We start from the raw sequence: 22,984 nt of genomic DNA, 5'->3' as shown, positions 1-22,984 counted from the left end.
ATATGGTTTTCGATTTCTTTAGACCTATAGATTCGGATCTAATAAATTTCTTTCAGGATTTACCTGCTCAAACGTTGGGTCGTAAAACTATTTTTCATACCCAAACTGATTTTCCGAAAATTGAATTGGCTAAAATTGCTATTATTGGTGTTTTGGAAAATCGTGGTTTAGACAATGGTCAGGAAATCGATATTACGCTCATCAGAAAACAATTTTATTCGTTATATGCCGGAAACTGGTCAGCTCAGATTGTAGATCTAGGTGATATTGTTCCCGGGAATGAAGCAGAAGATACGTATTATGTGTTAAAAAATGCAGTGGCGTATTTAATAAAAAATAATGTTATTCCTATTGTTCTAGGTGGTTCTCAAGATTTGACCTATGCCATGTATCGTGCTTACGACCAATTGGAGCAAATGGTCAATGTGGTTTCGGTAGATGCGAAATTCGATTTTGAAAATGAAAAAGCTTCCAAGGCCGATGCTTATCTCACCAAAATGATAGTAGAAGAGCCTAATAATCTATTCAATTATAGTAATATAGGTTATCAGACCTATTTTAATTCGCAAGAAGAGATAGATTTGATTGAAAAATTGTACTTCGAGGCCTATCGTTTGGGAGAAGTTTGTAGTAATTCCACAATTGCAGAACCGATATTTCGTGATGCAGATTTAGTTTCTGTAGATTTATTATCTATAAAGTCTTCAGATTCCGGTAATTTTAGTAAGTTTGTACCCAACGGATTCAACGGAAAAGAAATTTGTGTGTTGTCCCGTTATGCAGGAATAAGTGATAAAACTACTTCTTTTGGGATATTTAATTATTTCAATTCAGAAAATGAAGCGGTTCTAATTGCGCAAATAATTTGGTATTTTATAGAAGGATATCATTATCGTTCTAACGAATATCCCTTTGGAACAAAGGAAAATTATATAAAATACATTGTTACTCTAGAAGAGGAATTAGTTTTTTATAAGAGCAATAAAACAGAAAGATGGTGGATAGAAATTCCTTATGTAGCAGGACAAAACAATAAATTAAAAAAAGCTACGTTATTTCCGTGTACACATGAAGATTATTTGTCAGCATGTAACGGTGAGTTTCCCGAAAGGTGGTGGAAAGCACAACGAAAAAATATTCTCTAGAAAGTTCTGAAAAGAGCGGTTAGAGGTTTTAAGATTTTTTTATGAAAAAAAATTGTTTTTTAGAAAATAAATAAATAGGTTTACGCCTTAAAATTTTATGAATACATACATAACCCCAATTTATATGAAGAAGTTCATTTTATTAGCAGTATTAGTCACATTTTTATACAGCTGCGGATCAAAAGACAATGGTCAACTGGTAGGTGTGAAAGGGAAACCTTGGCATCCAGAAAAGCCTTATGGTATGACTTTGATTCCTGGAGGTGCTTTCATCATGGGTAAATCTGATGATGATTTGGCAAATGTTCAGGATGCGCCAACAAAAACAGTAACGGTTCGTTCGTTCTATATGGATGAAACTGAAATTAGTAATAGCGAGTACAGACAGTTTGTGCACTGGGTAAGAGATTCAATCGTAAGAATGAGATTGGCGATTACAGCGGATGAGTTGGGACAAAAAAATGATCCGAAATCTAAGTCTAAAAAAGGTGGTAGTATTGCAGATTACGCTTTCTTAGATGCTGATACTACTAATATGAGTGTGTACGATAAGTATATGTATGATAACTATTACAGCTTAGGAACTGCTGATGATCCTTATGCGGGTAGAAAGTTGAACAACAAAATTCCATTAAAATGGAAAACAAGTGAATATCCTGATGCATACTACACAGAAGTAATGGATTCAATGTATACTCCAATTGAGGAAGCTTACAATGGTCTTAGAACTTTGAGAGTAGAGAACTTGAAATTCCGTTATTCTTGGATGGATATTCAAGCTGCAGCTAAAGCTAAAGTAGGTAAAAGAAAAGAATTTATTCGTCAGGAAGAAGTAGCGGTTTATCCAGATACTACTGTTTGGATTAAAGATTTTGCTTATTCTTACAACGAGCCTATGCACAATGATTATTTTTGGCATCAAGCTTATGGGGATTATCCAGTTGTTGGGGTGAGCTGGAAACAAGCAAAAGCATTTTGTGCATGGAGAACTTTATATCATAATATAGCTAGAAAAGAGCGTCGTCAAGATTTTGTGAATCAGTATAGATTACCAACTGAAGCGGAATGGGAGTATGCGGCTCGTGGAGGTCTTGAATCAGGTACGTATCCTTGGGGAGGACCTTATGCGAAAAATGATCGTTCTTGTTATTTAGCGAACTTTAAACCAGTACGTGGAGATTATGCAGCTGATGATGCTTTGTATACTGTAGAAGTTGATGCTTACGAAGCTAATGATTACGGTTTGTACAACATGGCAGGTAACGTTGCAGAATGGACAGACTCTTCTTATGATCCAACAGCATACGATTTCGTTTCTACAATGAATCCAAACGTATCAGATCAAAAAAATATGCGTAAAGTAACTCGCGGTGGTTCTTGGAAAGATGTTTCTTATTACTTACAAGTGAGTACTCGTGATTTCGAATATGCTGATTCTGCAAGAAGTTATATCGGTTTCCGTACTATTCAAGATTATATGGGAACAGATGTAACAGGAGGTTCAAAATCTGTTCGATAAAATTTTAATATTAAACCAAACACAAATATTTATATTAACTTAACTTAACTTAACTTAAATTTATTATTATGGCGATTTTAAGCAAAAAAACAATGAACTTCGCTTACGGTATGGGAGCAGCAGTAGTAATTATTGGAGCATTATTCAAAATTACTCACTTTGAAATTGGACCTTTAACTGGAACTTTAATGTTATCTATTGGATTATTGGTAGAGGCAGCAATTTTCGCATTATCTGCATTCGAACCGGTAGAGCATGAATTAGACTGGACTTTAGTATACCCTGAGTTAGCAGGTGGTCAAGCTAAACCAAAAGCGAAAAAAGAAGAAGCAACTGATGCTCAAGGATTGTTGTCTCAAAAATTAGACGCAATGCTTAAAGAAGCTAAAATTGACGGTGAGTTAATGGCTAGTTTAGGAAACAGTATTAAAAACTTCGAAGGAGCTGCAAAAAGTATTTCTCCTACAGTTGATGCTATTGCTTCTCAAAAGAAATATGCTGAAGAAATGACTACTGCAGCAGCTGCTATGGAATCATTAAACGGATTATACAAATTACAATTAGACAGTGCGGCTCGTAACGCTGAAGCTAACAAAGAAATAGCTGAAAATGCTGCCAAATTAAAAGAACAAATGCAATCAATGACTTCTAACATTGCTACATTAAACAATGTTTATGGAGGTATGCTTTCTGCAATGAGTAATAGAGGTTAATTAGTTTTAACTAAATCATAATCGTATTTATTAACAAAACTAATTAAGAGAAAATGGCAGGAGGAAAATTAACCCCTAGACAGAAGATGATTAACCTAATGTACTTGGTTTTCATCGCGATGTTGGCAATGAATATGTCAAAAGAAGTTTTATCTGCTTTCGGTTTGATGAATGAAAAATTCGAAGGTGCTAATGAAGCTTCTAAGACTACAAATGAGCAAATGTTACTTGCTCTTGATACTAAAGCAGCAGAAGCTAAAGGAGAATTCGCTGCAGCAGCAATTACGGCTCACAAAGTAGAGGCTGCAACTAAAAAATTCTACGATTTTGTTGGAACTTTAAAAGTTAAAGTTTTAGAAGGAGTAGAAAAAGAAGAAAGCGGAAAATTGCCATATGAAGCTATGGATAAAGGGGATAACCTTGATAATGCATGGTTCAGTGGAGAAGGTTACACTAAAGAAGGAGAGGCAGTTATTGCTGCTATTGAAGCTTACAAGGCTGAAATGAAAGCCGCTTTAGGTTCTGAGAAAAAATATTCTGCGATCTTAAACGAGGTAACAAAAAAATTCGATGTATCTGATGTGCCAAATAAAGAAGGTTTAAAAGACAAATATTTAAGCTACCACTTTAAAGGTTTCCCTGCAATTGCTTCATTAGCGAAGTTATCTGCTTGGCAAAATGATGCTAAAAAAGCGGAGTCTGATGTAATCAGTGCAGCTTTAGGAAAAGCAGCGGTTCAAGCAGCTTCTTACAGCAATTACCAAGCTATTGTAGTTCTTGAGAAAAATGCATATTTCCAAGGAGAAAATGTAAAAGGTAAAGTTGTTTTAGGTCGTTATGACGAAAACACTAAACCAACTTCTTTCCAAGGTCCAGGTAAATTAGAAAACGGTCAAGCTGTAATTTCATTAACAGCAGGTAGCGTTGGAGAGCAAACTATCAACGGTCAATTTACATTCTTAGAAGATGGAAAGAATATTCCTTTGAAATTCCAAGGTAAATATGTTGTTGTTCCTCGTCCAAATTCAGCTACTATTTCTGCTGATAAAATGAATGTAGTATATCGTGGAGTACCTAACCCAATGACTATTTCATTTGCTGGTGTTGGTTCTGACAAAGTAAAAGCTACTGCTCCAGGTTTATCACCTGCAGGTGCCGCTGGAAAATATGTTTTGAAACCAGGTCCTGGAAACACTGTAATGATCAATGTTAGTGCTACTTTACCTGATGGTAAAACAGTAAATGATAAGAGAGAATTCAGAATTAAAGGTTTACCTGCTCCAACTGGAAAAATCCGTGGTGAGGTGGCTGCTAAAGGTTCTAAATCTAACTTAGAAGTGTGTTCAATTTCTGCAGTAATGGAAGATTTCGATTTCCCTGTAAATGTTAACGTAACACAATTCAATGTTAAAGTTCCTGGACAACCTACAATTGTAGTTTCTGGTAACAAAATGGATGGAAGAGCTAAAGCTGCTATTCAAAAAGCACAAAGAGGTGACGTAGTGGTGATTTCTGAAATCAAAGCTAGTTTCTCTGGAATTGATCAAGTAGCTAAGAGAGTTTCATCTTGTACTTACGAAGTACAATAACAAAATGTATATTTCGTTTAAATTATTTTAAACGTCTCAAATAATAAAAATTATGAATTGGAGAAATTTATTATTAGTTGTTTTTTTATCTGGTAGTGCGGTATCTTTCGCACAATCAAATTTATTGAATGCTAAGACTCCTAAAGAAATAGGGCTTAAGTCTGCAGCTCAACAATTAAAAGATAACGACAAACCATTAGAGTACGGTTATGTAGATGATCGTGATATCTTAATGTCAAAGAAAGTTTGGGAAATTATCGATCTTGATGAGAGAATCAACTTTCCATTATACTACCCAATAGATACTATCAATATTGGTGCTGATCGTCGTTCATTATACGATGTATTAGTGAAAGGAATTAAATCTGGTAAGATTACAGAGGTTTATTCTGATAGTTATTTTAGAGAAAAGAAAACATTAAAAGATATTAATGCTTCATTAACTAAAATTGATACTACTGATGCCGGTAGAGAGGAAATGAATACTGATATTGATGCTTACCGCTCTCGTACAGTTGAAGTTCCTATCTATGAAGGAAAAGGGAAAAAAAGAAAAAAAGTTGGTGTGGAAACTAAAGTAATTCCTGCTACTAAATTTATCTCTCCTGAATATATCAACAAAACTGATTTAGCTTCAATTGATGTTTCTGATTACAAAATTGTTGGAGTATGGTATTTTGACAAAAGACAATCAGATCTTCGTTACAGAATCTTAGGAATCTGTCCAGTTATTCCAGACGTTTATACTATGGGTAAATCGGAAGAAGAAAAAGATTACATCGAATTATTTTGGGTTTTCTACCCAGATGCACGTGAATTATTACACGAGTGGAAAGCATTCAACGATAAAAATTCATCAATGCCGGTTTCTTACGATCATTTGTTAAATTCTCGCCGTTTCAACGCCTTAACTTATAAGGAAGAGAATATCTACAATGATAGAGAGATTGCAAGATACATGACAGATAACTCTTTAATGCAGTTGTTAGAATCTGAAAGAGTTAAAGATAAAATTCGTAATTTCGAACAAGATATGTGGAATTACTAATAGTTAATTTCTCCAAATTCATAAAAAACTCCAGTTTAAAGCTGGAGTTTTTTATTTTTGTACCATGTTAGATTATATTATAGTTGGGTCTGGTATTGCCGGTATTTGTTTTGCCGAATTGTGTTTACAAAATAACAAGAGTTTTGTAGTAATAGACGATAATTCCACGTCGTCTTCTAGAGTGGCAGGAGGGTTGTATAACCCAGTAATTTTAAAACGATTTAGTGAGGTGTGGAAAGCTAAAGAGCAAATTGAATTAGGTCTGCCTTTCTACAAAGCAATAGAAGACAAAATAAAAATTCAGTTTGATTTTCCTATTCCGGTTTATCGCAAATTTGCTTCTATCGAAGAACAGAACAATTGGTTTCAGGCGGCTGATAGACCTAATTTAGCTCCATTTTTATCCTCTACGATTATTCAAAGAAATTATCAGTCTATTGATTCTGAATTTGGATTTGGTGAAGTTTTGCATACGGGCTATGTTGATACTTCTCTGTTATTAGATCATTACAAGGAATTTTTAATTCACAATAATTCTTTTGATACTAATAGTTTTGATTATACGAAACTTCTTATTGATCAAGATTTTGTTACTTATGATAATTACAAAGCGAAAGAAATTATTTTCGCAGAAGGTTTTGGATTGATTAAAAATCCTTGGTTCAATTTTTTACCGCTAGATGGCACGAAGGGTGAATTACTAATTATTAAGGCGCCTGAACTTAATCTAGACGTGATCTTAAAATCGAGTATTTTTATCTTGCCCATAGGAGATCAACTATTCAAAGTTGGAGCTACTTACAATTGGGAGGATAAAACAGATCTGCCTACAGAGGAAGGGAAGAAAGAGCTGATTAATAATCTTAAAGAACTAATTGATTGTGATTTTGAAATAATAAAGCATTTTGCAGGAGTACGTCCAACAGTAAAAGACAGAAGACCTTTGGTTGGGACTCATTATCTTTATGAGCATCTCCATGTCCTAAATGGCTTAGGAACGCGAGGGGTAATGTTAGGACCTTGGTTGGCTAAGGCCTTGTTTGAGAAGATAGAATCTAATATTGACTTAGATCCTAATATTAATATAGAACGATTTTATAAAAAACTAGGAATTAGAAAAAAAGAATAGGCTTTTTCGAAAACACCTTCCGTTAGTTATGACTATGGAAGGTGTTTAAAAAGATTTTAATGTTTGTGTTCTTTCCAGTCTTTATCATAACTAACGAAAAAGTTAATCCAGATGTTTCTAGACAAACGCATGATTATAGGCATAAATCCTAGTAAAGTACCACAGATACCAATAAACGCTGTTTTTAAGTCAGATTTTAAGAAAAAATAAAAAATCACAAAAGCAGCTACACCAAAAGCTACACCTACAGCATAACTCACGTACATCGCCCCATAAAAGAAAGAAGGCTCAATTTTATAATGAGTTCCGCAATGACTGCAGCTTTCATTCATTTTAATAGTATAGTTGGGATTATACATGTTATTGCTAACATACATACTTTCTTCTTGGCATTTTGGACAACTTCCTGTTAAAATGCTATTTAGTTTCGATCCTTTTTTTAACATTTGCAAAAATTTTAATCAAAGGTACTTAATTTTATTAATTGCCTAGGTAATCTTAGTCACAAAAATATGCTTAATATACACAATTTGTCCGTTTCTTTTGGTGGTACTTATTTGTTTGAGGAAGTAACGTTTCGTTTGGGTGCAGGGGATCGAGTTGGTCTTGTTGGAAAGAATGGTGCGGGAAAATCTACGATGCTTAAAATTCTTGCTGGTGACATCAAACCAGACTCAGGAAGTATTGCAACTGAAAAGGAAGTGAAAATTGGTTTCTTACGTCAGGATATCGATTTCGTCAAAGGAAGAAGTGTGCTTGAAGAAGCTTATCAGGCTTTTGAAGAGATCAAAAAAGCGGAATTGCGTATCGACGACATTAATCATCAATTGGCTACCCGAACAGATTACGAAAGTGCTGAATATTCAGAATTGATTGAGCAATTGAGTGACGTGCAACACCATTATGAAATATTAGGTGGTTATAATTATGTAGGTGACACAGAAAAAATTCTTTTAGGTTTAGGTTTTAAAAGAGAAGAATTCAATAATCAAACGGATACTTTTTCGGGAGGATGGCGTATGCGAATTGAATTGGCTAAATTATTGTTGCAATCAAATGATATTTTACTTCTTGACGAGCCTACGAATCACTTAGATATAGAAAGTATTATTTGGTTGGAAAGTTTCCTGAAGTCTTTTCCCGGTGTTGTAGTGATTGTTTCTCACGACAAAATGTTTTTAGACAACGTGACCAACAGAACTATTGAAATTTCCCTTGGAAAAGCTTACGATTTCAATAAACCGTATTCTCAATATTTGTTGTTACGAGAAGAGATTCGAGAAAAACAATTGGCGACTCAGAAAAATCAACAAAAGAAAATAGAAGAAACAGAAAAGTTAATCGAGAAATTTCGTGCGAAAGCTTCTAAGGCTTCCATGGCGCAATCGTTAATTAAAAAATTAGATAAAGTCGAACGCATCGAAGTCGATGAAGATGATAATTCGGTTATGTCCATTTCATTTCCGGTTTCCGTAACACCGGGTAGAGTAGTAGTGGAAGCGGAGCATGTTACCAAAGCATATGGTGATAAAACTATTCTGAAAGACATTTCGCTTTTGGTAGAAAGAGGTAGTAAAATAGCTTTTGTTGGGCAAAACGGTCAAGGGAAATCAACCTTTATTAAAGCTATTGTCAACGAGTTTGAATACGATGGAACCATTAAATTAGGACATAACGTACAATTGGGATATTTTGCCCAAAATCAGGCGGAATACCTAGATGGAGAAAAAACCTTATTAGATACTATGTTGGAAGCAGCGACCGACACAAATCGTTCTAAAGTTCGAGACATGTTAGGTGCTTTCTTATTCAGAGGGGATGATGTCGAGAAAAAAGTAAAAGTCCTTTCAGGAGGCGAAAGAAATCGTTTGGCATTGTGTAAACTATTGCTACAACCGATTAATGTATTGTTGATGGATGAGCCTACCAACCACTTAGACATTAAGTCGAAAAACGTCTTAAAAGCAGCGTTGCAAAAGTTTGAAGGAACATTGCTCCTGGTCTCTCACGATCGTGATTTCTTACAAGGAATGGCAAATACCGTTTATGAATTCAAAGATCAAAAAATAAAAGAGTATCTAGGAGATATTAACTTCTTTTTGGAACAGCGTAATGTGGATAATTTCCGCGAAGTGGAAAAAAAGGACGTGCCATCTGTTAAAAAGGAAGTAGAAAAGAAGGTCGAGAAAAAAACACTTTCTTACGAAGAGCAGAAAGCTCAAAAAACATTGCAAAACAAATTGTCTAAAATTGAAAATCAGATTCAACAGTTAGAAAATGAAATTCAAAAGGATGATAAGGCATTGGCTGAAAATTATGAAAAACTAATGCAAGATGCTTCTTTCTTTTCGGCTTATGAAAAGAAGAAAAAAGATTTAGAACAATTGTTAGAGGATTGGGAAATGGTTCAAATGGAGTTGGAAGGGTAAATAGCGTAAATCCAACTAAACAAAAGGATGTCGCTGTTGCCAAACGGTTTTAGGTTCCAATTGGTTAAAAATTTTACCAATAAATCGATTGATGAATGTATTGGTGTGAAAAATGAATCCAGACATTGTTTCGGGTTGGGCCCCAATAGAACTTTTAATCTCTAGAGCGGTTCTTCCAAAGATGATTTTCTTAAAATTATTTTTAATACCGAATTCTGTCATCGCATACAGCATGTTCAAATAGAGCATTTTGTCTTTCTGAAGATCTTTGTCGTATCCCAAAAAGTAGGTTTCTAGAATCTCACCATTGAGTAAAAGCGTGTGAAAACCAATGAGTTTTTCGTTGAAGAAATACCCGTAAATTAAAAACTGATTGGAAAGTTCTTTTTTAAACGTCGAAAAATGATGTTTAGCAAGGAAAAAAGTATTAAATGGTGCGTTTTTGGCTACATGATGATACAACTCATATATTCGCTCTTCGTGCTGAAGAATCTCATCGATTCCTAATTCTTTAATAGTAATTCCAGTAAATTTATGAGAGGCTCGCTTGTATTGATTGCGGTATTTTTTTGAAAAATCAGCGACATAATCCGATTGTTGTTTCCACATAGGATTTAGTTCAAACACCATATTGGGTTGTACATCAAAATGAAATAATGGTTTAAAATGATGTTTTTTTAAATAGACTGCTTCATTTTGGTGAAAGTCTTTAAAACAAACAAGGTGAATTGGAGTGTTTTTTTTCTTGAAATAGGCGACAATCTCCTTGGAACACTGCCAAAGTAATTCACTAATGCTTCTTGGATCCAAAACCCGATTAAAGGCATACATATTTTGACCAGTAATCATATTATTACCTAAAATCAAAACATTAGAGGCAAACCTTTTAAAAACAAAGTTTCTGATGGTGGTTTTTATACATCGGTCTCGTTCTCCAAAAGATTCCAGTTTGTTGACTTCAAGAAATTGTGCTAAAACGATGCCAAGTAATGTTTCTTGTTCAAAAATGCCTATGAATAAGCATTTCATATTTGTGGGTGCCGATTTTTCTAAAACTTTAAGATAAGACTTTTCCAAGAAAATATTCCCGGAAGCAGTTTCGTTCCAGTTTTTAGGTAATTCGTTGGTAGAGGTATATATAGTATAGGATATTGGCTTCAAACTCAAAACAATTGTTTTGCAAATGTAGGGGAAAGAGGTTGTAATAAAATGTTAAAGATTTATTGCCATCCACAAATGATAGCTCCCATAATGCCTAGAGCGATAATCCAATAACCGGCATTAATCAAAATATATTTCCAAGATTTTTGTTCGAATAAACTATTGATGGTAATAACAGGAAATGCGAATAAGACTCCAGCCATGATGCCGTGGAGAAGTCCATGTTTGAAACTGAGAAATTTTCCGTGATGTGCTTTTAAGAATTCTTTCAGTGCAGGATCGTTAACATTTCCTCCAGCGGCTTGAAGCGCTCCAATTTCATGATTTACAATTTGAGTAAGCATAAAAGAAAGCAAAAAAGAATAGAGTAGAGTCAAACCGAAAATTTTAATCAGATTACCTTGTTTCGCTTTTTCTTCGGTCATTCCAGTTTCCTTCATCCAAGCGGTTCCAAAAACTTTGGGATGATACCAGATGAATCCAATAAATAAAGTGACTAAACTGGCTACTACTAAGGCTGGGAAATTTACTGACATGCTTTGTTTGTTTTTTGTTAGTTACTCAAATATAACAAAAAAGACTTTCAGTTATTGAAAGTCTTATGGCGTTTTGTATTCTTAGAGATTAAACTTCTGTGTTTTCTCCCGTTTTTCTGTAAATATAATTCCCGTAAATATGACGTTTGGCAAATCGATTTGGAGATTCGGCATTAATCATTTTGATGTATACGTTTTTTGGAACCCCAATATACTCGTACGACATTCCATTTAGATAAGTGATAAACAGTGTTTGTTTTTCTAGATAAAATTCTAAAATGCTCGAATTATTAATGGTTTCCTGATATTCGGGTAGATTTTTTTCAACCGTTTCTGGTGCTATACTTACTAAAAAATGATAGGCGTTAATGATGGCTTTACTTTTTTCTTCAGCAGCAATTTTGTTTTCTTCGTCATTTACAAAGCGGTCAGGATGCGTCTCTTTCATACTGTTTCTGTAAATGGTTTTTAATTCTTTCAAAGTGACATTTTTGTCTACTTCAAGTAATTTTCTAGCCTCAACAACTCTTTTCATAAATTATAATAAATAAAAAAGCCACTCAAATAGAATGGCTTTAATTTGTAAGTGGGAATAGGATTCAAATCTTTGTCCGCCGCGGCGGATATGAGTCTAGAAACGTTATAATTGAGAAATAATCTCTTTTATAAACTCTCTTCCTTTTCCTGATTTTAAGTATTTCTCTCTTTTTAAAGCCTCAGATTTTTCTGAAAAAAAATCAACATGTATTACTTTCCAAGGTCTGTATTTGATAGTGTATCCTTTTTTGCCTAAAGCATTGTGAGATGCAAATCTTTCAATCAAATTTGAAGTAAAACCAACGTAAGTTTTACTGTGAACCTCAGAGAATAATATGTAAACTACAAATTGATCCATGTTGATACAAAAAAAGCCACTCAAATAGAATGGCTTTAATTTAGTAGCGGGAACAGGACTCGAACCTGTGACCTTCGGGTTATGAGCCCGACGAGCTGCCTACTGCTCTATCCCGCGATGTACGGTTGTAATTCAATATTTTTTTCTTAGTAGCGGGAACAGGACTCGAACCTGTGACCTTCGGGTTATGAGCCCGACGAGCTGCCTACTGCTCTATCCCGCGATTTTCGAGTACAAAAGTACAACGATTTATTTAAAAAGCAAGCGTATTTTAAAAAATAATCTTTTATTTCGTCTATTGGCCTGATATGACTACCTTTGTAAGCTAAATTTTTTTTTTCATGTCACACAAAGCAGGCTACGTAAATATCATTGGAAATCCTAATGTGGGTAAATCAACTTTAATGAATGCCTTAGTTGGCGAGCGATTGTCTATTATAACTAGTAAAGCACAAACTACTCGTCATCGTATCTTAGGAATTGTAAATGGAGAGGATTTTCAGATTCTTTTTTCGGATACTCCTGGAATTATTAAACCAGCGTATGATTTGCAAGCCTCTATGATGGATTTTGTCAAAAGCGCCTTTGAAGATGCAGATATTCTGATTTATATGGTTGAAATAGGAGAGAAGGAACTTAAAGATGAAGCGTTTTTCAAAAAAATTATTCATTCTAAAATCCCTGTTTTGCTGTTGTTGAATAAAATTGATAAGTCCAATCAGGAACAATTGGAAGAGCAAGTAGCCTTATGGAAAGAAAAAGTGCCTAATGCAGAAATTTTTCCTATTTCAGCCCTAGAAAACTTTAATGTGCAGGCTGTTTTTGATCGTATTCTAGAATTGTTGCCGGTTTCACCACCTTTTTATCCTAAAGATGCATTAACCGATAAGCCTGAACGCTTTTTTGTTAACGAAACGATTCGTGAAAAAATTCTTTTAAATTATGACAAAGAAATTCCGTATGCGGTAGAAATTGAAACGGAGGAATTTAAAGAAGATGAAGATATTATCCGAATTCGTGCCGTAATTATGGTGGAAAGAGATACACAGAAAGGAATCATCATAGGCCATAAAGGGGCTGCGATCAAGAAAGTAGGTATGCAGTCTCGAGAAGATTTAGAAAAATTCTTCGGAAAACAAATTCACATCGAATTATACGTTAAGGTTAATAAAGATTGGAGAAATAATGCGTACCAACTAAAAAGATTCGGATACAATCAGAAATAATCAAGTTAGAATTTTATTCATCAATTCTTCTAATTCTTTCATTTGTGGAACGCTATGGTGGCGGTTGCTTCTACCAATAAGATAAAGTAAACCCCAAACCACAACCATTAATGACATGATTAATAAATCGTTTTTGTAAGGAAGCTTTAACGACCAATTGGAGTAAGCAATCATGCTGAAAATAAGGAAAATCCCGGCAATAATAAAATGTAGAAACATAAATAATGTCCAAAGAGTTTGGTTGGGTCCAAATAAACCTCTAACATGGGTGTGATTGTTTTCTCGATGTTCTAATTCCAGGTGTAAATGAGGAGAATAGAATTTTTTGTTTTGTTCTCCAATATATAACCAAATATGATTGCCAGAGGTTTTGATGCTGTAATTAGGTTGGACTTCTTTTTTCAGTTTTTCGCAACGAGATAGAATCTCTTCGATGGGTTGTACTAACTCTTTATAAAATCTAGGTCGCAGTGCAATACTTTTGTCAGGTTCCATAATTCTTATTTTGGTTATTCTAAGATATACATATTTTCATTAAATCACGTTTTTTAAATAGCAAATCATTAAAAATGAATATTTTGAAACGAAAGTTTTACGATGAAATGCAGAATTGATGTCTTTAAAAGTATTGTAACTGGTTAAAAAAGTGTAATTTTGCCAACTCAAAAAAAATAAAATGAACAATATAGTAGCCATAGTAGGGAGACCTAATGTAGGAAAATCGACTTTTTTTAATCGCTTAATTCAGCGTCGCGAAGCTATTGTAGATTCAGTTTCGGGAGTGACCCGTGACCGTAACTATGGGAAAAGCGAATGGAACGGAAAGGAATTTTCAGTGATTGATACAGGCGGTTATATTAAAGGTTCAGATGATATTTTTGAAGGAGAAATTCGAAAACAAGTAGAATTGGCTATCGATGAAGCGGATGCAATCATTTTTGTGGTAGATGTTGAAGATGGCATCACTCCAATGGATGAAGAGGTAGCAAAATTGTTGAGAAAAGTAACAAAACCTGTCCTTTTAGCCGTAAATAAAGTTGACAATGCAATGCGTCAGCAAGATGCTATCGAGTTTTATAACCTAGGATTAGGTGAATATTTTACCATTGCCGGGATGAGTGGAAGTGGAACCGGAGAATTGTTAGACAAATTAGTAGAAGTGTTACCAGAATTACCAGATGCGGTAGAGGAAGAAAATCCGTTGCCTCGTTTTTGTGTAGTGGGTAGACCTAATGCAGGAAAATCATCTTTTATAAATGCGTTGATTGGAGAGGATCGATTTGTGGTGACTGATATCGCAGGAACGACTCGCGATGCTATCGATACAAAATACAACCGTTTTGGTTTCGAATTTAATCTAGTTGACACGGCTGGTATTCGACGCAAAGCGAAAGTAAAGGAAGATTTAGAATTTTACTCGGTGATGCGTTCTGTTCGTGCCATAGAGCATAGTGATGTATGTATCCTAGTGATCGATGCTACCCGTGGTTTTGAAGGTCAAGATCAGAATATATTTTGGTTGGCTGAAAAAAACAGAAAAGGAATTGTAATCTTAGTGAATAAATGGGATTTGGTGGAAAAAGATACCATGTCGACAAAGCGTTATGAAGATGCTATTCGCAAAGAAATCGAACCGTTTACCGATGTGCCTATTCTTTTTGTGTCTGCGTTAACCAAACAACGTTTACTGAAAGCTTTAGAAACAGCAGTACAGGTATACGAAAATCGTAAACAACGCGTAGCGACTTCTAAATTGAATGAAATCATGTTGCCTATTATAGAGCACATGCCACCTCCAGCAGTGAAAGGAAAGTATATAAAAATTAAATTTTGTATGCAATTACCTACACCTGCGCCACAATTTGTGTTTTTCGCGAACTTACCTCAGTACATTAAAGATCCTTACAGACGTTTCGTAGAAAACAAGTTGCGTGAGAATTTTGATTTTGAAGGAGTGCCAATCGATGTTTATTTTAGACAAAAATAAAACCAAGAGACGGAAGTTTTTACTTCCGTTTTTTTATGTCTTATATTTTGTATCTTGTCGTTTCAAAAATAAAGTGTTATGAAATTAGACAATAAAGTTGTCTGGATTACTGGAGCTTCTTCAGGTATTGGAGAAGGATTAGCGTATGCTTTGGCAGAAAAAAAATGCAAGCTAATTGTATCGGCTAGAAGTATTGAAGCATTGCAAAATCTCAAAAAACAATGTCAAACTGAAGTTGAGATCTTACCTTTTGATTTGGCTGATTTAGATTCGATGAAAGAGCAAGTGGCAAAAGCGATTTCTTTTTTTGGAAAAATTGACCTTCTGATTCTCAATGGAGGTGTAAGTCAACGTTCTTTAATAGCAGAAACTGATTTTTCAGTAGATCGAAAATTAATTGAAGTCGATTATTTGGCTAATGTAGCCTTGGCAAAAGCTATTTTACCACATTTTATAGAAAATCATAGTGGTCATTATGCGGTAGTAACCAGTCTAATGGGAAAATTTGGTTCACCGTACCGTTCCGGTTATTGTGGTGCAAAACACGCTTTACATGGTTTCTTTGATGTCATGCGCATGGAACATCAAAAAGATGGAATAAATGTCACTCTTGTTTGTCCTGGATTTATTCAGACCAATGTAGCTAAGAATGCTTTTGTTGGAGATGGATCAAAACAACTTACGGATGATGAAGCCACTCAAAATGGTATGACGGTTCCGGTTTTTGCTCAAAAAATGATAAAAGCGATAGAAAAACAAAAATTTGAAGTGTATATAGGAGGAAAAGAAACGCTTGGTGTTTTGATAAAGCGTTTCTTTCCTACTTTTTTACATTATTTTGTGATAAGGAGTAAAGTGAAATAGTGTTTCGCGATTGATAAGAAAAATTACCAATCACCGCTAGCTCCACCGCCACCGAAGCCACCGCCGCCACCAAATCCTCCCCAGCCACCGCCAGAAGATCCCCAACTGCCACCTCCGCCGCTGCCTCTTCCAAGGCTGCTAAGGATAATGATGTCACCTAGATCTAATCCGCCGGAATTTCCACCATTACGGTTTCCTCTACCTTTAGAAAGGATTAGTAAGATTAGAATTACCAAAAATACCAAGAATATGAATCCTGAGCCATCACTTTCTTTTTTGGGTTCGCCTTTGTATTCACCTTGGATAACTTTAAAAATAGCGGTAGTTCCTTTGTCGATGCCTTCGTAGTAATTCCCGGTTTTAAAGTACGGTTTAATCTCTTTTTCGATGATTCTTCGTGAAAGCGCGTCGGTAAGTAAATGTTCGATGCCGTATCCTGTTTGAATGGAAATTTTTCGGTCATTTTTGGCAATTAAAACGACAATTCCATTGTCTTTGCCTTTTTGGCCTATTCCCCATTTTTGTCCTAGATCAGTGGCGTAACGAGCAATACTTTCTCCTTGGGTAGTGGGAACAATCATTACCAAAACTTCGGTAGAAGTACTGTCGGAGTAAATCTTTAACTTTTGATATAGGTTACTTTTCTGACTTTCAGTCAAAGTATTGGTGCTATCTATTACAGGAGGTATAAAAGATGGTTTGTTAGGAATTTTAAGTTGTGCTTGTAATGCAACTGTAAACAAGACACTGAATAGTAGAATAATTCTTTTCATTATCCTCTTGAGATTTCGTTCGACAATTCATTGCTATCGCCATCTTCAAAAGGGAAATGTTTTTTGAGGCGTTCTCCAGCTCTCGAAATTCCGCTTACCAAACCGTCTTTGTATTTGCCTTGTTTGAAATGCGAAATCACAGTGTCTTTGGTACAATCCCAAAAATCAGCCTCGACCACATCATTAATTCCTTTATCGCCAATGACTGCGAAGTTTCTACTTTGCATACAAATGTAAAATAGGACACCGTTTCGAAGTTGGGTATTGTCCATGCCTAAAAGATGAAAAACCTCCTGAGCTCTTTCGAGAGGAGGTTTAGTGCTATTTTCTTCTATATGTATGCGAATTTCTCCCGAAGTATTTTTTTCGGCTAAAATAATAGCTTCTACAATTTCTTGTTCTTCGGCTTTGGTTAAGAAATCTTCGGTTTTAGACATTATTTAGTTTCTTTTTTGTTGCCAAAATCAAAATCTACTTCAGGAGCTTTTTCAGCACCTTCTTCAGCTTTGAAACGAGCCATCTCATTAAATCCGAATAATTTTGCAAAAATTACGGAAGGGAAAGTTTTGATTTTTTTATCATAAACATTAACGGCATCGTTAAAACGGTCTCTTTCTACATTAATACGGTTTTCGGTACCTTCTAATTGAGATTGTAATTCTAAAAAGTTTTGGTTGGCTTTTAAATCAGGATATTGCTCTACAGTAACCAATAATCTAGATAAAGATCCTTTTAAACCGTCTTGTACTTGTTGGAATTGAGCTAATTGTTCTGGAGTAACGTTGGTTGGGTCTATTGTTATAGAAGTTGCTTTGGCACGCGCTTCAATAACAGCGGTTAAGGTGCCTTTTTCGAAATCGGCAGCTCCTTGTACAGTTTTAACCAAGTTTCCAATTAAATCGCTTCTTCTTTGGTAAGCACTTTCTACTTTAGACCAAGCGGTTTTAGCATCTGCTTGAACCCCTACAAGTCCATTATAGGATGAAATTGCCCAAAATACTAATATTGCAATAATTACGGTTGGAATAATCCATTTTCTCATGATTTGCTATGTTTTAAGTTTTAGTTATTCAATTTGATAATTAGACGTAAAAAAAGAAAAAAAGTTACGAAATAGTTCGATTAATTTTTGAGGAGATTAAGTCAAAAAAAATTCTACGACCATGAAATTTCAAGAATTAAAGAGATTGATTTTTTTTCAAGGACAATCGAAAAATAAATGGAAAGTAAAAAGGTTGCTTTTTTGAGTTTAGATTAAATCTGTTGATTACAACTCTTTTTTAATGTTTGTTAATTGTGTTTTGATGGCTTCCAGTCTTCTGATGATCTCAAATTTATCCATCGTTGCTTTTTGACCTTCTTTTAAATGTACTTTGGCGCCTTCTAAAGTAAATCCTCTTTCTTTTACCAAATGGTAAATCAATTGAAGATTTTTTATGTCTTCAGGACTAAACATACGATTGCCTTTGGCATTTTTTTTAGGTTTTAAAATGTCAAATTCTTTGTCCCAAAAACGTATTAAGGATTGGTTAACACCAAAAGCGGTGGCTACTTCGCCCATACTGTAATAACGTTTGTTTTCCGGAAGGTTTATATGCATTTCGATTATTTAAATTCTTTTATATACTATTGAGAACAATAAATATGACCTAATCCTAGTCAAATGATTGATTTTCTTGGGTTGCCATTTTTGCAATAGCGGTGTATTCTACAGCAGAAATATCTCCATAGTAGAAGTTGATAGGATTGACTACTTTTCCGTTTTTATGGACTTCATAATGCAGGTGTGGTGCCTGACTTCGACCGGTACTTCCAACAAAACCTATGATGTCTCCTCGTTTTACTCGTTTACCAGGTCTACAATTGTATCGGCTTAAGTGAGCATAGACCGTTTCGTAGCCAAAACCATGATTAATTACAATATGATTTCCAAATCCTGAGGCCCCAGCATCAGCTCTTCGAACAACACCGTCGCCCGTAGCGAAAACGGGAGTTCCTGTTGGTGCAGTAAAATCCATTCCTTTGTGCATCTTACGCGCTTTGGTAAAAGGGTCACTTCGGTAACCATAACCGGAAGCCATGCGTTTTAGTTGTTCGTTTTTAACGGGTTGTATGGCGGGAATAGAAGAGAGAAATTTCTCTTTGTTTTTAGCTAATCGTAAAATTTCGTCTAGTGATTTCGATTGCATTGCTAATTCTTTGGCAATTTTGTCGACTCTTTTATTGGTAAAATTAATAATTTCCTGATTGTCGTAGGTTAACAATTGCTTGAAGGTCGCCTTAGCATTAATACTATCTTTCTCGTCTTTTTCAAAACCGGCCGAGTTAAAATAAACTTTGTAGATATTATTGTCACGCTCTTGCATTGCGGCAATAACTTCATCCAATTGATCAATTTTTTCATTCAAAAGAGCATAATTGATCTTCATGTTTTCGATCTGACGCGCTTGGATTTTATCTTTTGGCGTTTCAAAATAATTGGAATTTGAAGCGATAAAAAATGATAAAAATCCAAATAACGCCGAAGCGATTAAAAACAAGGCAATGTAACCTATATTTCTACCTTTTTTGGGTTTGATTTTTCGGTAGGCTAAATTTTCGGTGTCGAAATAATATTTTACTTTCCCCATTCTTTAAAAATGTACTATTTTTGCACACATTATTACAAAGTAACAAAATATTACCCAAAAAGATAAATTTTTTTAATGCTTGAACTTTAAGAATCGGAATGAAATTCTTAGCTGAGTTTCGTTGTTTTGTATTCTAATGTATTGTTAATCAGATTGCTTCCTTGGGATTTGTTATGGTCGGGATTATCGATAAAAAATAAAAGTATTTTTAAGGTTGACTAATTTCAGTTTTTGACCTTAAGCATTTAAACAAAAAGTATAAATGAAATCACAAGACATTCGTAAAGCGTATTTAGATTTTTTTAAAAGTAAGGACCACTTAATTGTTCCTTCTGCACCTATCGTTTTAAAAGACGATCCTACCTTGATGTTTAACAATTCAGGAATGGCGCAGTTCAAAGAGTTTTTCTTAGGAAACGGAACTCCAAAAAGTCCACGTATCGCCGATACTCAAAAATGTCTTCGTGTTTCAGGAAAGCACAACGATTTAGAAGATGTAGGTTTTGATACGTACCACCATACCATGTTCGAAATGCTAGGAAACTGGTCTTTTGGCGATTACTTCAAAAAAGAAGCTTTAGCTTGGGCATGGGAATTCCTAACGGAAGTATTGAAATTAGATAAAGATCGTTTGTATGTTTCGGTTTTTGAAGGAAATCCATCTGAAAATGTACCTTTTGATCAAGAAGCTTTCGATATTTGGAAACAATATGTGTCTGAAGATCGCATCATCTTAGGAAACAAAAAAGACAATTTCTGGGAAATGGGTGACCAAGGTCCATGTGGTCCGTGTTCTGAAATTCATATCGATTTACGTTCTAATGAGGAAAGAGCGAAAGTTTCAGGAAGAGACTTAGTAAATGCCGACCATCCACAAGTAGTGGAAATTTGGAACAACGTATTTATGGAATTCAACCGTAAAGCCGACGGTTCTCTAGAAAAATTACCAGCCCAACACGTAGATACCGGAATGGGATTTGAGCGTTTGTGTATGGCGATGCAAGGCGTAACGTCTAACTATGATACTGATGTATTTACGCCACTTATCGAAAAAGTAGAGCAAATCACAGGTTTAAAATATACGAATAACTCTGTCACCCTGAGCGGAGTCGAAGGGCAAGAGCAAAACAAAGTTAATATTGCGATTCGTGTAATTGTAGACCACGTTCGTGCTGTTGCTTTTGCAATTGCAGACGGGCAGTTGCCTTCCAATACAGGTGCGGGGTATGTGATTCGTCGTATCTTACGTCGTGCGATTCGTTACGGATTTACATTCTTAAACAAAAAAGAGCCATTCATTAATGAGCTAGTTGCAGTTTTAGCAACACAAATGGGTGAGTTTTTCCCTGAAATTAAAGCTCAACAAAATTTAGTAACGCAAGTAATTCGTGAAGAGGAAGCTTCGTTCTTAAGAACTTTGGAGCAAGGGTTACAATTATTAGAAAAAGTGGTAGCTGAAACAGCCGGTAAAGAAGTAAAAGGGGAAAAAGTATTTGAATTATATGATACTTTCGGTTTTCCTAAAGATTTAACGGCTTTAATTTTAAAAGAAAAAGGTTATTCATACAATGAGGCAGAATTTGATGCTGAATTAGAAAAACAAAAAGCGCGTTCACGTGCGGCTTCTGAAGTTTCTACGGAAGATTGGAAGGTCTTAATTGAAGGAAATGTAGAAACTTTCGTAGGGTATGACCAAACGGAGAATGAAGTAAAAATCACCCGTATCCGTAAAGTAGATTCTAAAAAAGATGGGGTATTGTACCAAATTGTTTTAGATAATACGCCGTTCTATCCAGAAGGCGGTGGACAAGTAGGAGATAAAGGTGTTTTGGTTTCGGCTAATGAGACTATTGAAATCATTGATACAAAAAAAGAAAATAACTTAATCTTACATTTTGCTAAGCAATTACCTGAAAATGTAAATGCTATATTCCAAGCCAAAGTGAATACGGAATTACGTGCTTTATGTGCGAGTAATCACTCCGCTACCCACTTATTGCATCAAGCCTTACGTTCTGTTTTAGGAACGCATGTGGAGCAAAAAGGATCGTTAGTAGCTCCAAATTATTTACGTTTCGACTTTTCTCATTTCGCAAAAGTAACTGAGGAAGAATTGAAACAAGTGGAGAATTTTGTAAACGCTCGTATTCAGGAGCACTTACCATTAATTGAAAGAAGAAGTATTCCGTTTGTGCAGGCAATTGAAGAAGGGGCTATGGCTTTATTTGGAGAGAAATATGGTGATAATGTGCGTGCGATTAAGTTTGGTGAAAGTATGGAATTATGTGGAGGAATCCATGTGAAAAATACAGCAGACATTTGGTATTTTAAAATTGTATCAGAAGGAGCTGTGGCGGCAGGAATTCGTCGTGTTGAGGCGATTACTAATAACGCCGTGAAAGAGTTCTTTGCTAATCAAGAAAGCTTAGTTGCTGAGGTAAAAGAAACCTTAAAAAATCCACAAGATATAATCAAATCGGTGGTTTCGCTACAAGAAGAGAATGCCAAATTGAAAAAACAAGTAGAGCAATTACTTAAAGAAAAAGCGAAAAACTTAAAAGGGGAATTAGCGACTCAAATACAAAATGTAAACGGAGTAGATTTCTTGGCAATTCAAGTGGATTTAGATGCTAATGGAGCTAAAGACTTGGCTTACGAATTAGGACAAAATAAAGATAATTTATTCTTAGTTTTAGCTACAGTAAGCGATGACAAACCAATGTTAACGTGTTATGTGTCTAAAGAATTAGTGGAAGCTAAAGGTTTAAATGCCGGTCAAGTAGTTCGTGAACTTGGGAAATATATTCAAGGAGGTGGTGGAGGCCAACCATTCTTCGCAACTGCAGGGGGTAAAAATCCAGCAGGGGTAAAAGAAGCGTTGGAAAAAGCTGTTGATTTTGTGAAGTAATTTATACTATTAATATTTTAAAACCCACTAAGAGATTAAATTCTAGGTGGGTTTTATTATTTTTTAATCACTGCAATTGCTTCAATTTCAATCAACCATTCTCGATTGCCTAAAACAGTTACTCCAACTAAAGTACTCGCAGGATAATAAGTTTCACCTAAAAAAGAAGCACGGACTTTTCTAAAAACGGGTAAATCAACCTGTGGATTAAAATTAACGATATACGTATTCATTTTTACCACGTCTTTAAAAGTCGCTTGGCATTGATGTAACAAAGTTTCTAAATTTTTAAAAGTAGAAATACTTTGTTCTTCTAAATTCGTTCCCGTTCCAATTTGTCCTGAAATATAAAGCGTTACCGTTTCATTGGTTTCTACTTTCACGACTTGTGAAAAACCTGCGTTAGGTTCTAAATATTCTTTTTTAAACATC

Annotated in this window: 23 protein-coding genes and 2 tRNA genes; 11 read left to right on the top strand and 14 right to left on the bottom strand. The window is 35.0% G+C overall.

Annotated features, from left to right (window positions below):
* The first annotated feature begins 2 nt into the window (after nt 1-2).
* The 6 genes from NAT50_RS01100 (at nt 3) to NAT50_RS01075 (ending at nt 7,143) form a co-directional block, all read left to right on the top strand.
* Nucleotides 3-1,145: a formimidoylglutamase gene (locus NAT50_RS01100; RefSeq protein ID WP_250590628.1), complete on the top strand. Its 1,143-nt coding sequence runs from the start codon at nt 3-5 to the stop codon at nt 1,143-1,145.
* Between the two features lie 124 nt (nt 1,146-1,269).
* On the top strand, nt 1,270-2,664 hold the full coding sequence (gene porK, locus NAT50_RS01095) for a T9SS ring complex lipoprotein PorK/GldK (protein ID WP_250591398.1): 1,395 nt from the start codon (nt 1,270-1,272) through the stop codon (nt 2,662-2,664).
* Nucleotides 2,665-2,732: 68 nt separating this feature from the next.
* Nucleotides 2,733-3,377 (top strand): type IX secretion system motor protein PorL/GldL, encoded by a 645-nt coding sequence (gene porL, locus NAT50_RS01090; RefSeq protein WP_250590626.1) that lies wholly within the window; start codon nt 2,733-2,735, stop codon nt 3,375-3,377.
* A 53-nt stretch (nt 3,378-3,430) separates the two neighbouring features.
* Complete coding sequence (porM, locus tag NAT50_RS01085) at nt 3,431-4,966, top strand: type IX secretion system motor protein PorM/GldM (protein WP_250590624.1); 1,536 nt, start codon at nt 3,431-3,433, stop codon at nt 4,964-4,966.
* 52 nt (nt 4,967-5,018) lie between these two features.
* On the top strand, nt 5,019-6,014 hold the full coding sequence (gene porN / locus NAT50_RS01080; RefSeq protein WP_250590622.1) for a type IX secretion system ring subunit PorN/GldN: 996 nt from the start codon (nt 5,019-5,021) through the stop codon (nt 6,012-6,014).
* A gap of 64 nt (nt 6,015-6,078) precedes the next feature.
* On the top strand, nt 6,079-7,143 hold the full coding sequence (locus NAT50_RS01075) for an NAD(P)/FAD-dependent oxidoreductase (RefSeq protein ID WP_250590619.1): 1,065 nt from the start codon (nt 6,079-6,081) through the stop codon (nt 7,141-7,143).
* 56 nt (nt 7,144-7,199) lie between these two features.
* Here NAT50_RS01075 and NAT50_RS01070 read toward each other — a convergent pair whose 3' ends face one another.
* Nucleotides 7,200-7,589: a DUF983 domain-containing protein gene (locus NAT50_RS01070; protein WP_250590617.1), complete on the bottom strand. Its 390-nt coding sequence runs from the start codon at nt 7,587-7,589 to the stop codon at nt 7,200-7,202.
* Nucleotides 7,590-7,655: 66 nt separating this feature from the next.
* Here NAT50_RS01070 and NAT50_RS01065 point away from each other — a divergent pair, with 66 nt between their 5' ends.
* Nucleotides 7,656-9,572 (top strand): ABC-F family ATP-binding cassette domain-containing protein, encoded by a 1,917-nt coding sequence (locus tag NAT50_RS01065; RefSeq protein WP_250590614.1) that lies wholly within the window; start codon nt 7,656-7,658, stop codon nt 9,570-9,572.
* Nucleotides 9,573-9,587: 15 nt separating this feature from the next.
* On the opposite strand, the gene NAT50_RS01060 is transcribed toward NAT50_RS01065, so the two are convergent.
* The 6 genes from NAT50_RS01060 to NAT50_RS01035 all read right to left on the bottom strand — a co-directional run bounded on the left by NAT50_RS01060 (nt 9,588) and on the right by NAT50_RS01035 (nt 12,387).
* The gene (locus NAT50_RS01060; protein WP_317236666.1) at nt 9,588-10,739 is read right to left on the bottom strand and encodes an 8-amino-7-oxononanoate synthase; all 1,152 of its coding nucleotides are present in this window, start codon (nt 10,737-10,739) and stop codon (nt 9,588-9,590) included.
* Nucleotides 10,740-10,792: 53 nt separating this feature from the next.
* Nucleotides 10,793-11,269, bottom strand: coding sequence for a DUF1761 domain-containing protein (locus tag NAT50_RS01055; protein ID WP_250590612.1), 477 nt, complete (start codon nt 11,267-11,269; stop codon nt 10,793-10,795).
* A gap of 88 nt (nt 11,270-11,357) precedes the next feature.
* The gene (locus NAT50_RS01050) at nt 11,358-11,804 is read right to left on the bottom strand and encodes a KTSC domain-containing protein (protein ID WP_250590610.1); all 447 of its coding nucleotides are present in this window, start codon (nt 11,802-11,804) and stop codon (nt 11,358-11,360) included.
* A 105-nt stretch (nt 11,805-11,909) separates the two neighbouring features.
* A complete protein-coding gene (locus NAT50_RS01045; RefSeq protein ID WP_250590608.1) occupies nt 11,910-12,164 on the bottom strand; it encodes a GIY-YIG nuclease family protein in 255 nt (84 codons plus the stop codon).
* Nucleotides 12,165-12,208: 44 nt separating this feature from the next.
* Nucleotides 12,209-12,281 (bottom strand) — tRNA-Met (locus tag NAT50_RS01040).
* Nucleotides 12,282-12,314: 33 nt separating this feature from the next.
* Nucleotides 12,315-12,387 (bottom strand) — tRNA-Met (locus tag NAT50_RS01035).
* A gap of 118 nt (nt 12,388-12,505) precedes the next feature.
* Here NAT50_RS01035 and era point away from each other — a divergent pair.
* A complete protein-coding gene (gene era / locus NAT50_RS01030; RefSeq protein WP_250590605.1) occupies nt 12,506-13,390 on the top strand; it encodes a GTPase Era in 885 nt (294 codons plus the stop codon).
* Here era and NAT50_RS01025 read toward each other — a convergent pair whose 3' ends face one another.
* Nucleotides 13,391-13,885 carry a hypothetical protein gene (locus NAT50_RS01025; protein WP_250590604.1) on the bottom strand — a complete coding sequence of 165 codons (495 nt, stop codon included), beginning with the start codon at nt 13,883-13,885 and terminating at the stop codon, nt 13,391-13,393. It abuts the gene before it with no gap.
* A gap of 181 nt (nt 13,886-14,066) precedes the next feature.
* Between NAT50_RS01025 and der the strand changes: the two genes are divergently transcribed.
* Together der and NAT50_RS01015 are read left to right on the top strand one after the other, a co-directional pair.
* A complete protein-coding gene (der, locus tag NAT50_RS01020; protein WP_250590602.1) occupies nt 14,067-15,377 on the top strand; it encodes a ribosome biogenesis GTPase Der in 1,311 nt (436 codons plus the stop codon).
* Between the two features lie 78 nt (nt 15,378-15,455).
* Complete coding sequence (locus tag NAT50_RS01015) at nt 15,456-16,241, top strand: SDR family oxidoreductase (protein WP_250590599.1); 786 nt, start codon at nt 15,456-15,458, stop codon at nt 16,239-16,241.
* Nucleotides 16,242-16,264: 23 nt separating this feature from the next.
* Here NAT50_RS01015 and NAT50_RS01010 read toward each other — a convergent pair whose 3' ends face one another.
* From NAT50_RS01010 to NAT50_RS00990, 5 genes are all read right to left on the bottom strand, one after another.
* Nucleotides 16,265-17,014, bottom strand: coding sequence for a TPM domain-containing protein (locus tag NAT50_RS01010; protein WP_250590597.1), 750 nt, complete (start codon nt 17,012-17,014; stop codon nt 16,265-16,267).
* Nucleotides 17,014-17,451 (bottom strand): TPM domain-containing protein, encoded by a 438-nt coding sequence (locus tag NAT50_RS01005; protein WP_250590595.1) that lies wholly within the window; start codon nt 17,449-17,451, stop codon nt 17,014-17,016. Before NAT50_RS01005 ends, NAT50_RS01010 begins: the two co-directional genes overlap by 1 nt.
* Nucleotides 17,451-18,056: a LemA family protein gene (locus NAT50_RS01000; protein WP_250590592.1), complete on the bottom strand. Its 606-nt coding sequence runs from the start codon at nt 18,054-18,056 to the stop codon at nt 17,451-17,453. The genes NAT50_RS01005 and NAT50_RS01000 overlap by 1 nt, the downstream gene beginning before the upstream one ends.
* 225 nt (nt 18,057-18,281) lie before the next feature.
* On the bottom strand, nt 18,282-18,614 hold the full coding sequence (locus tag NAT50_RS00995) for a MerR family transcriptional regulator (RefSeq protein WP_250590590.1): 333 nt from the start codon (nt 18,612-18,614) through the stop codon (nt 18,282-18,284).
* Between the two features lie 55 nt (nt 18,615-18,669).
* A complete protein-coding gene (locus NAT50_RS00990) occupies nt 18,670-19,644 on the bottom strand; it encodes a M23 family metallopeptidase (RefSeq protein WP_250590587.1) in 975 nt (324 codons plus the stop codon).
* Nucleotides 19,645-19,906: 262 nt separating this feature from the next.
* Between NAT50_RS00990 and alaS the strand changes: the two genes are divergently transcribed.
* Nucleotides 19,907-22,552 (top strand): alanine--tRNA ligase, encoded by a 2,646-nt coding sequence (alaS, locus tag NAT50_RS00985; RefSeq protein ID WP_250590584.1) that lies wholly within the window; start codon nt 19,907-19,909, stop codon nt 22,550-22,552.
* Between the two features lie 56 nt (nt 22,553-22,608).
* Here alaS and NAT50_RS00980 read toward each other — a convergent pair whose 3' ends face one another.
* Nucleotides 22,609-22,983, bottom strand: a complete 375-nt coding sequence (locus NAT50_RS00980; protein WP_250590581.1) for a RidA family protein — start codon at nt 22,981-22,983, stop codon at nt 22,609-22,611.
* Nucleotide 22,984 lies beyond the last annotated feature (1 nt).

It is taken from the genome of Flavobacterium luminosum, from assembly GCF_023635005.1.
Classification (GTDB): Bacteria; Bacteroidota; Bacteroidia; order Flavobacteriales; family Flavobacteriaceae; genus Flavobacterium; species Flavobacterium luminosum.
This window is presented reverse-complemented; position numbering and strand designations above follow the sequence as displayed.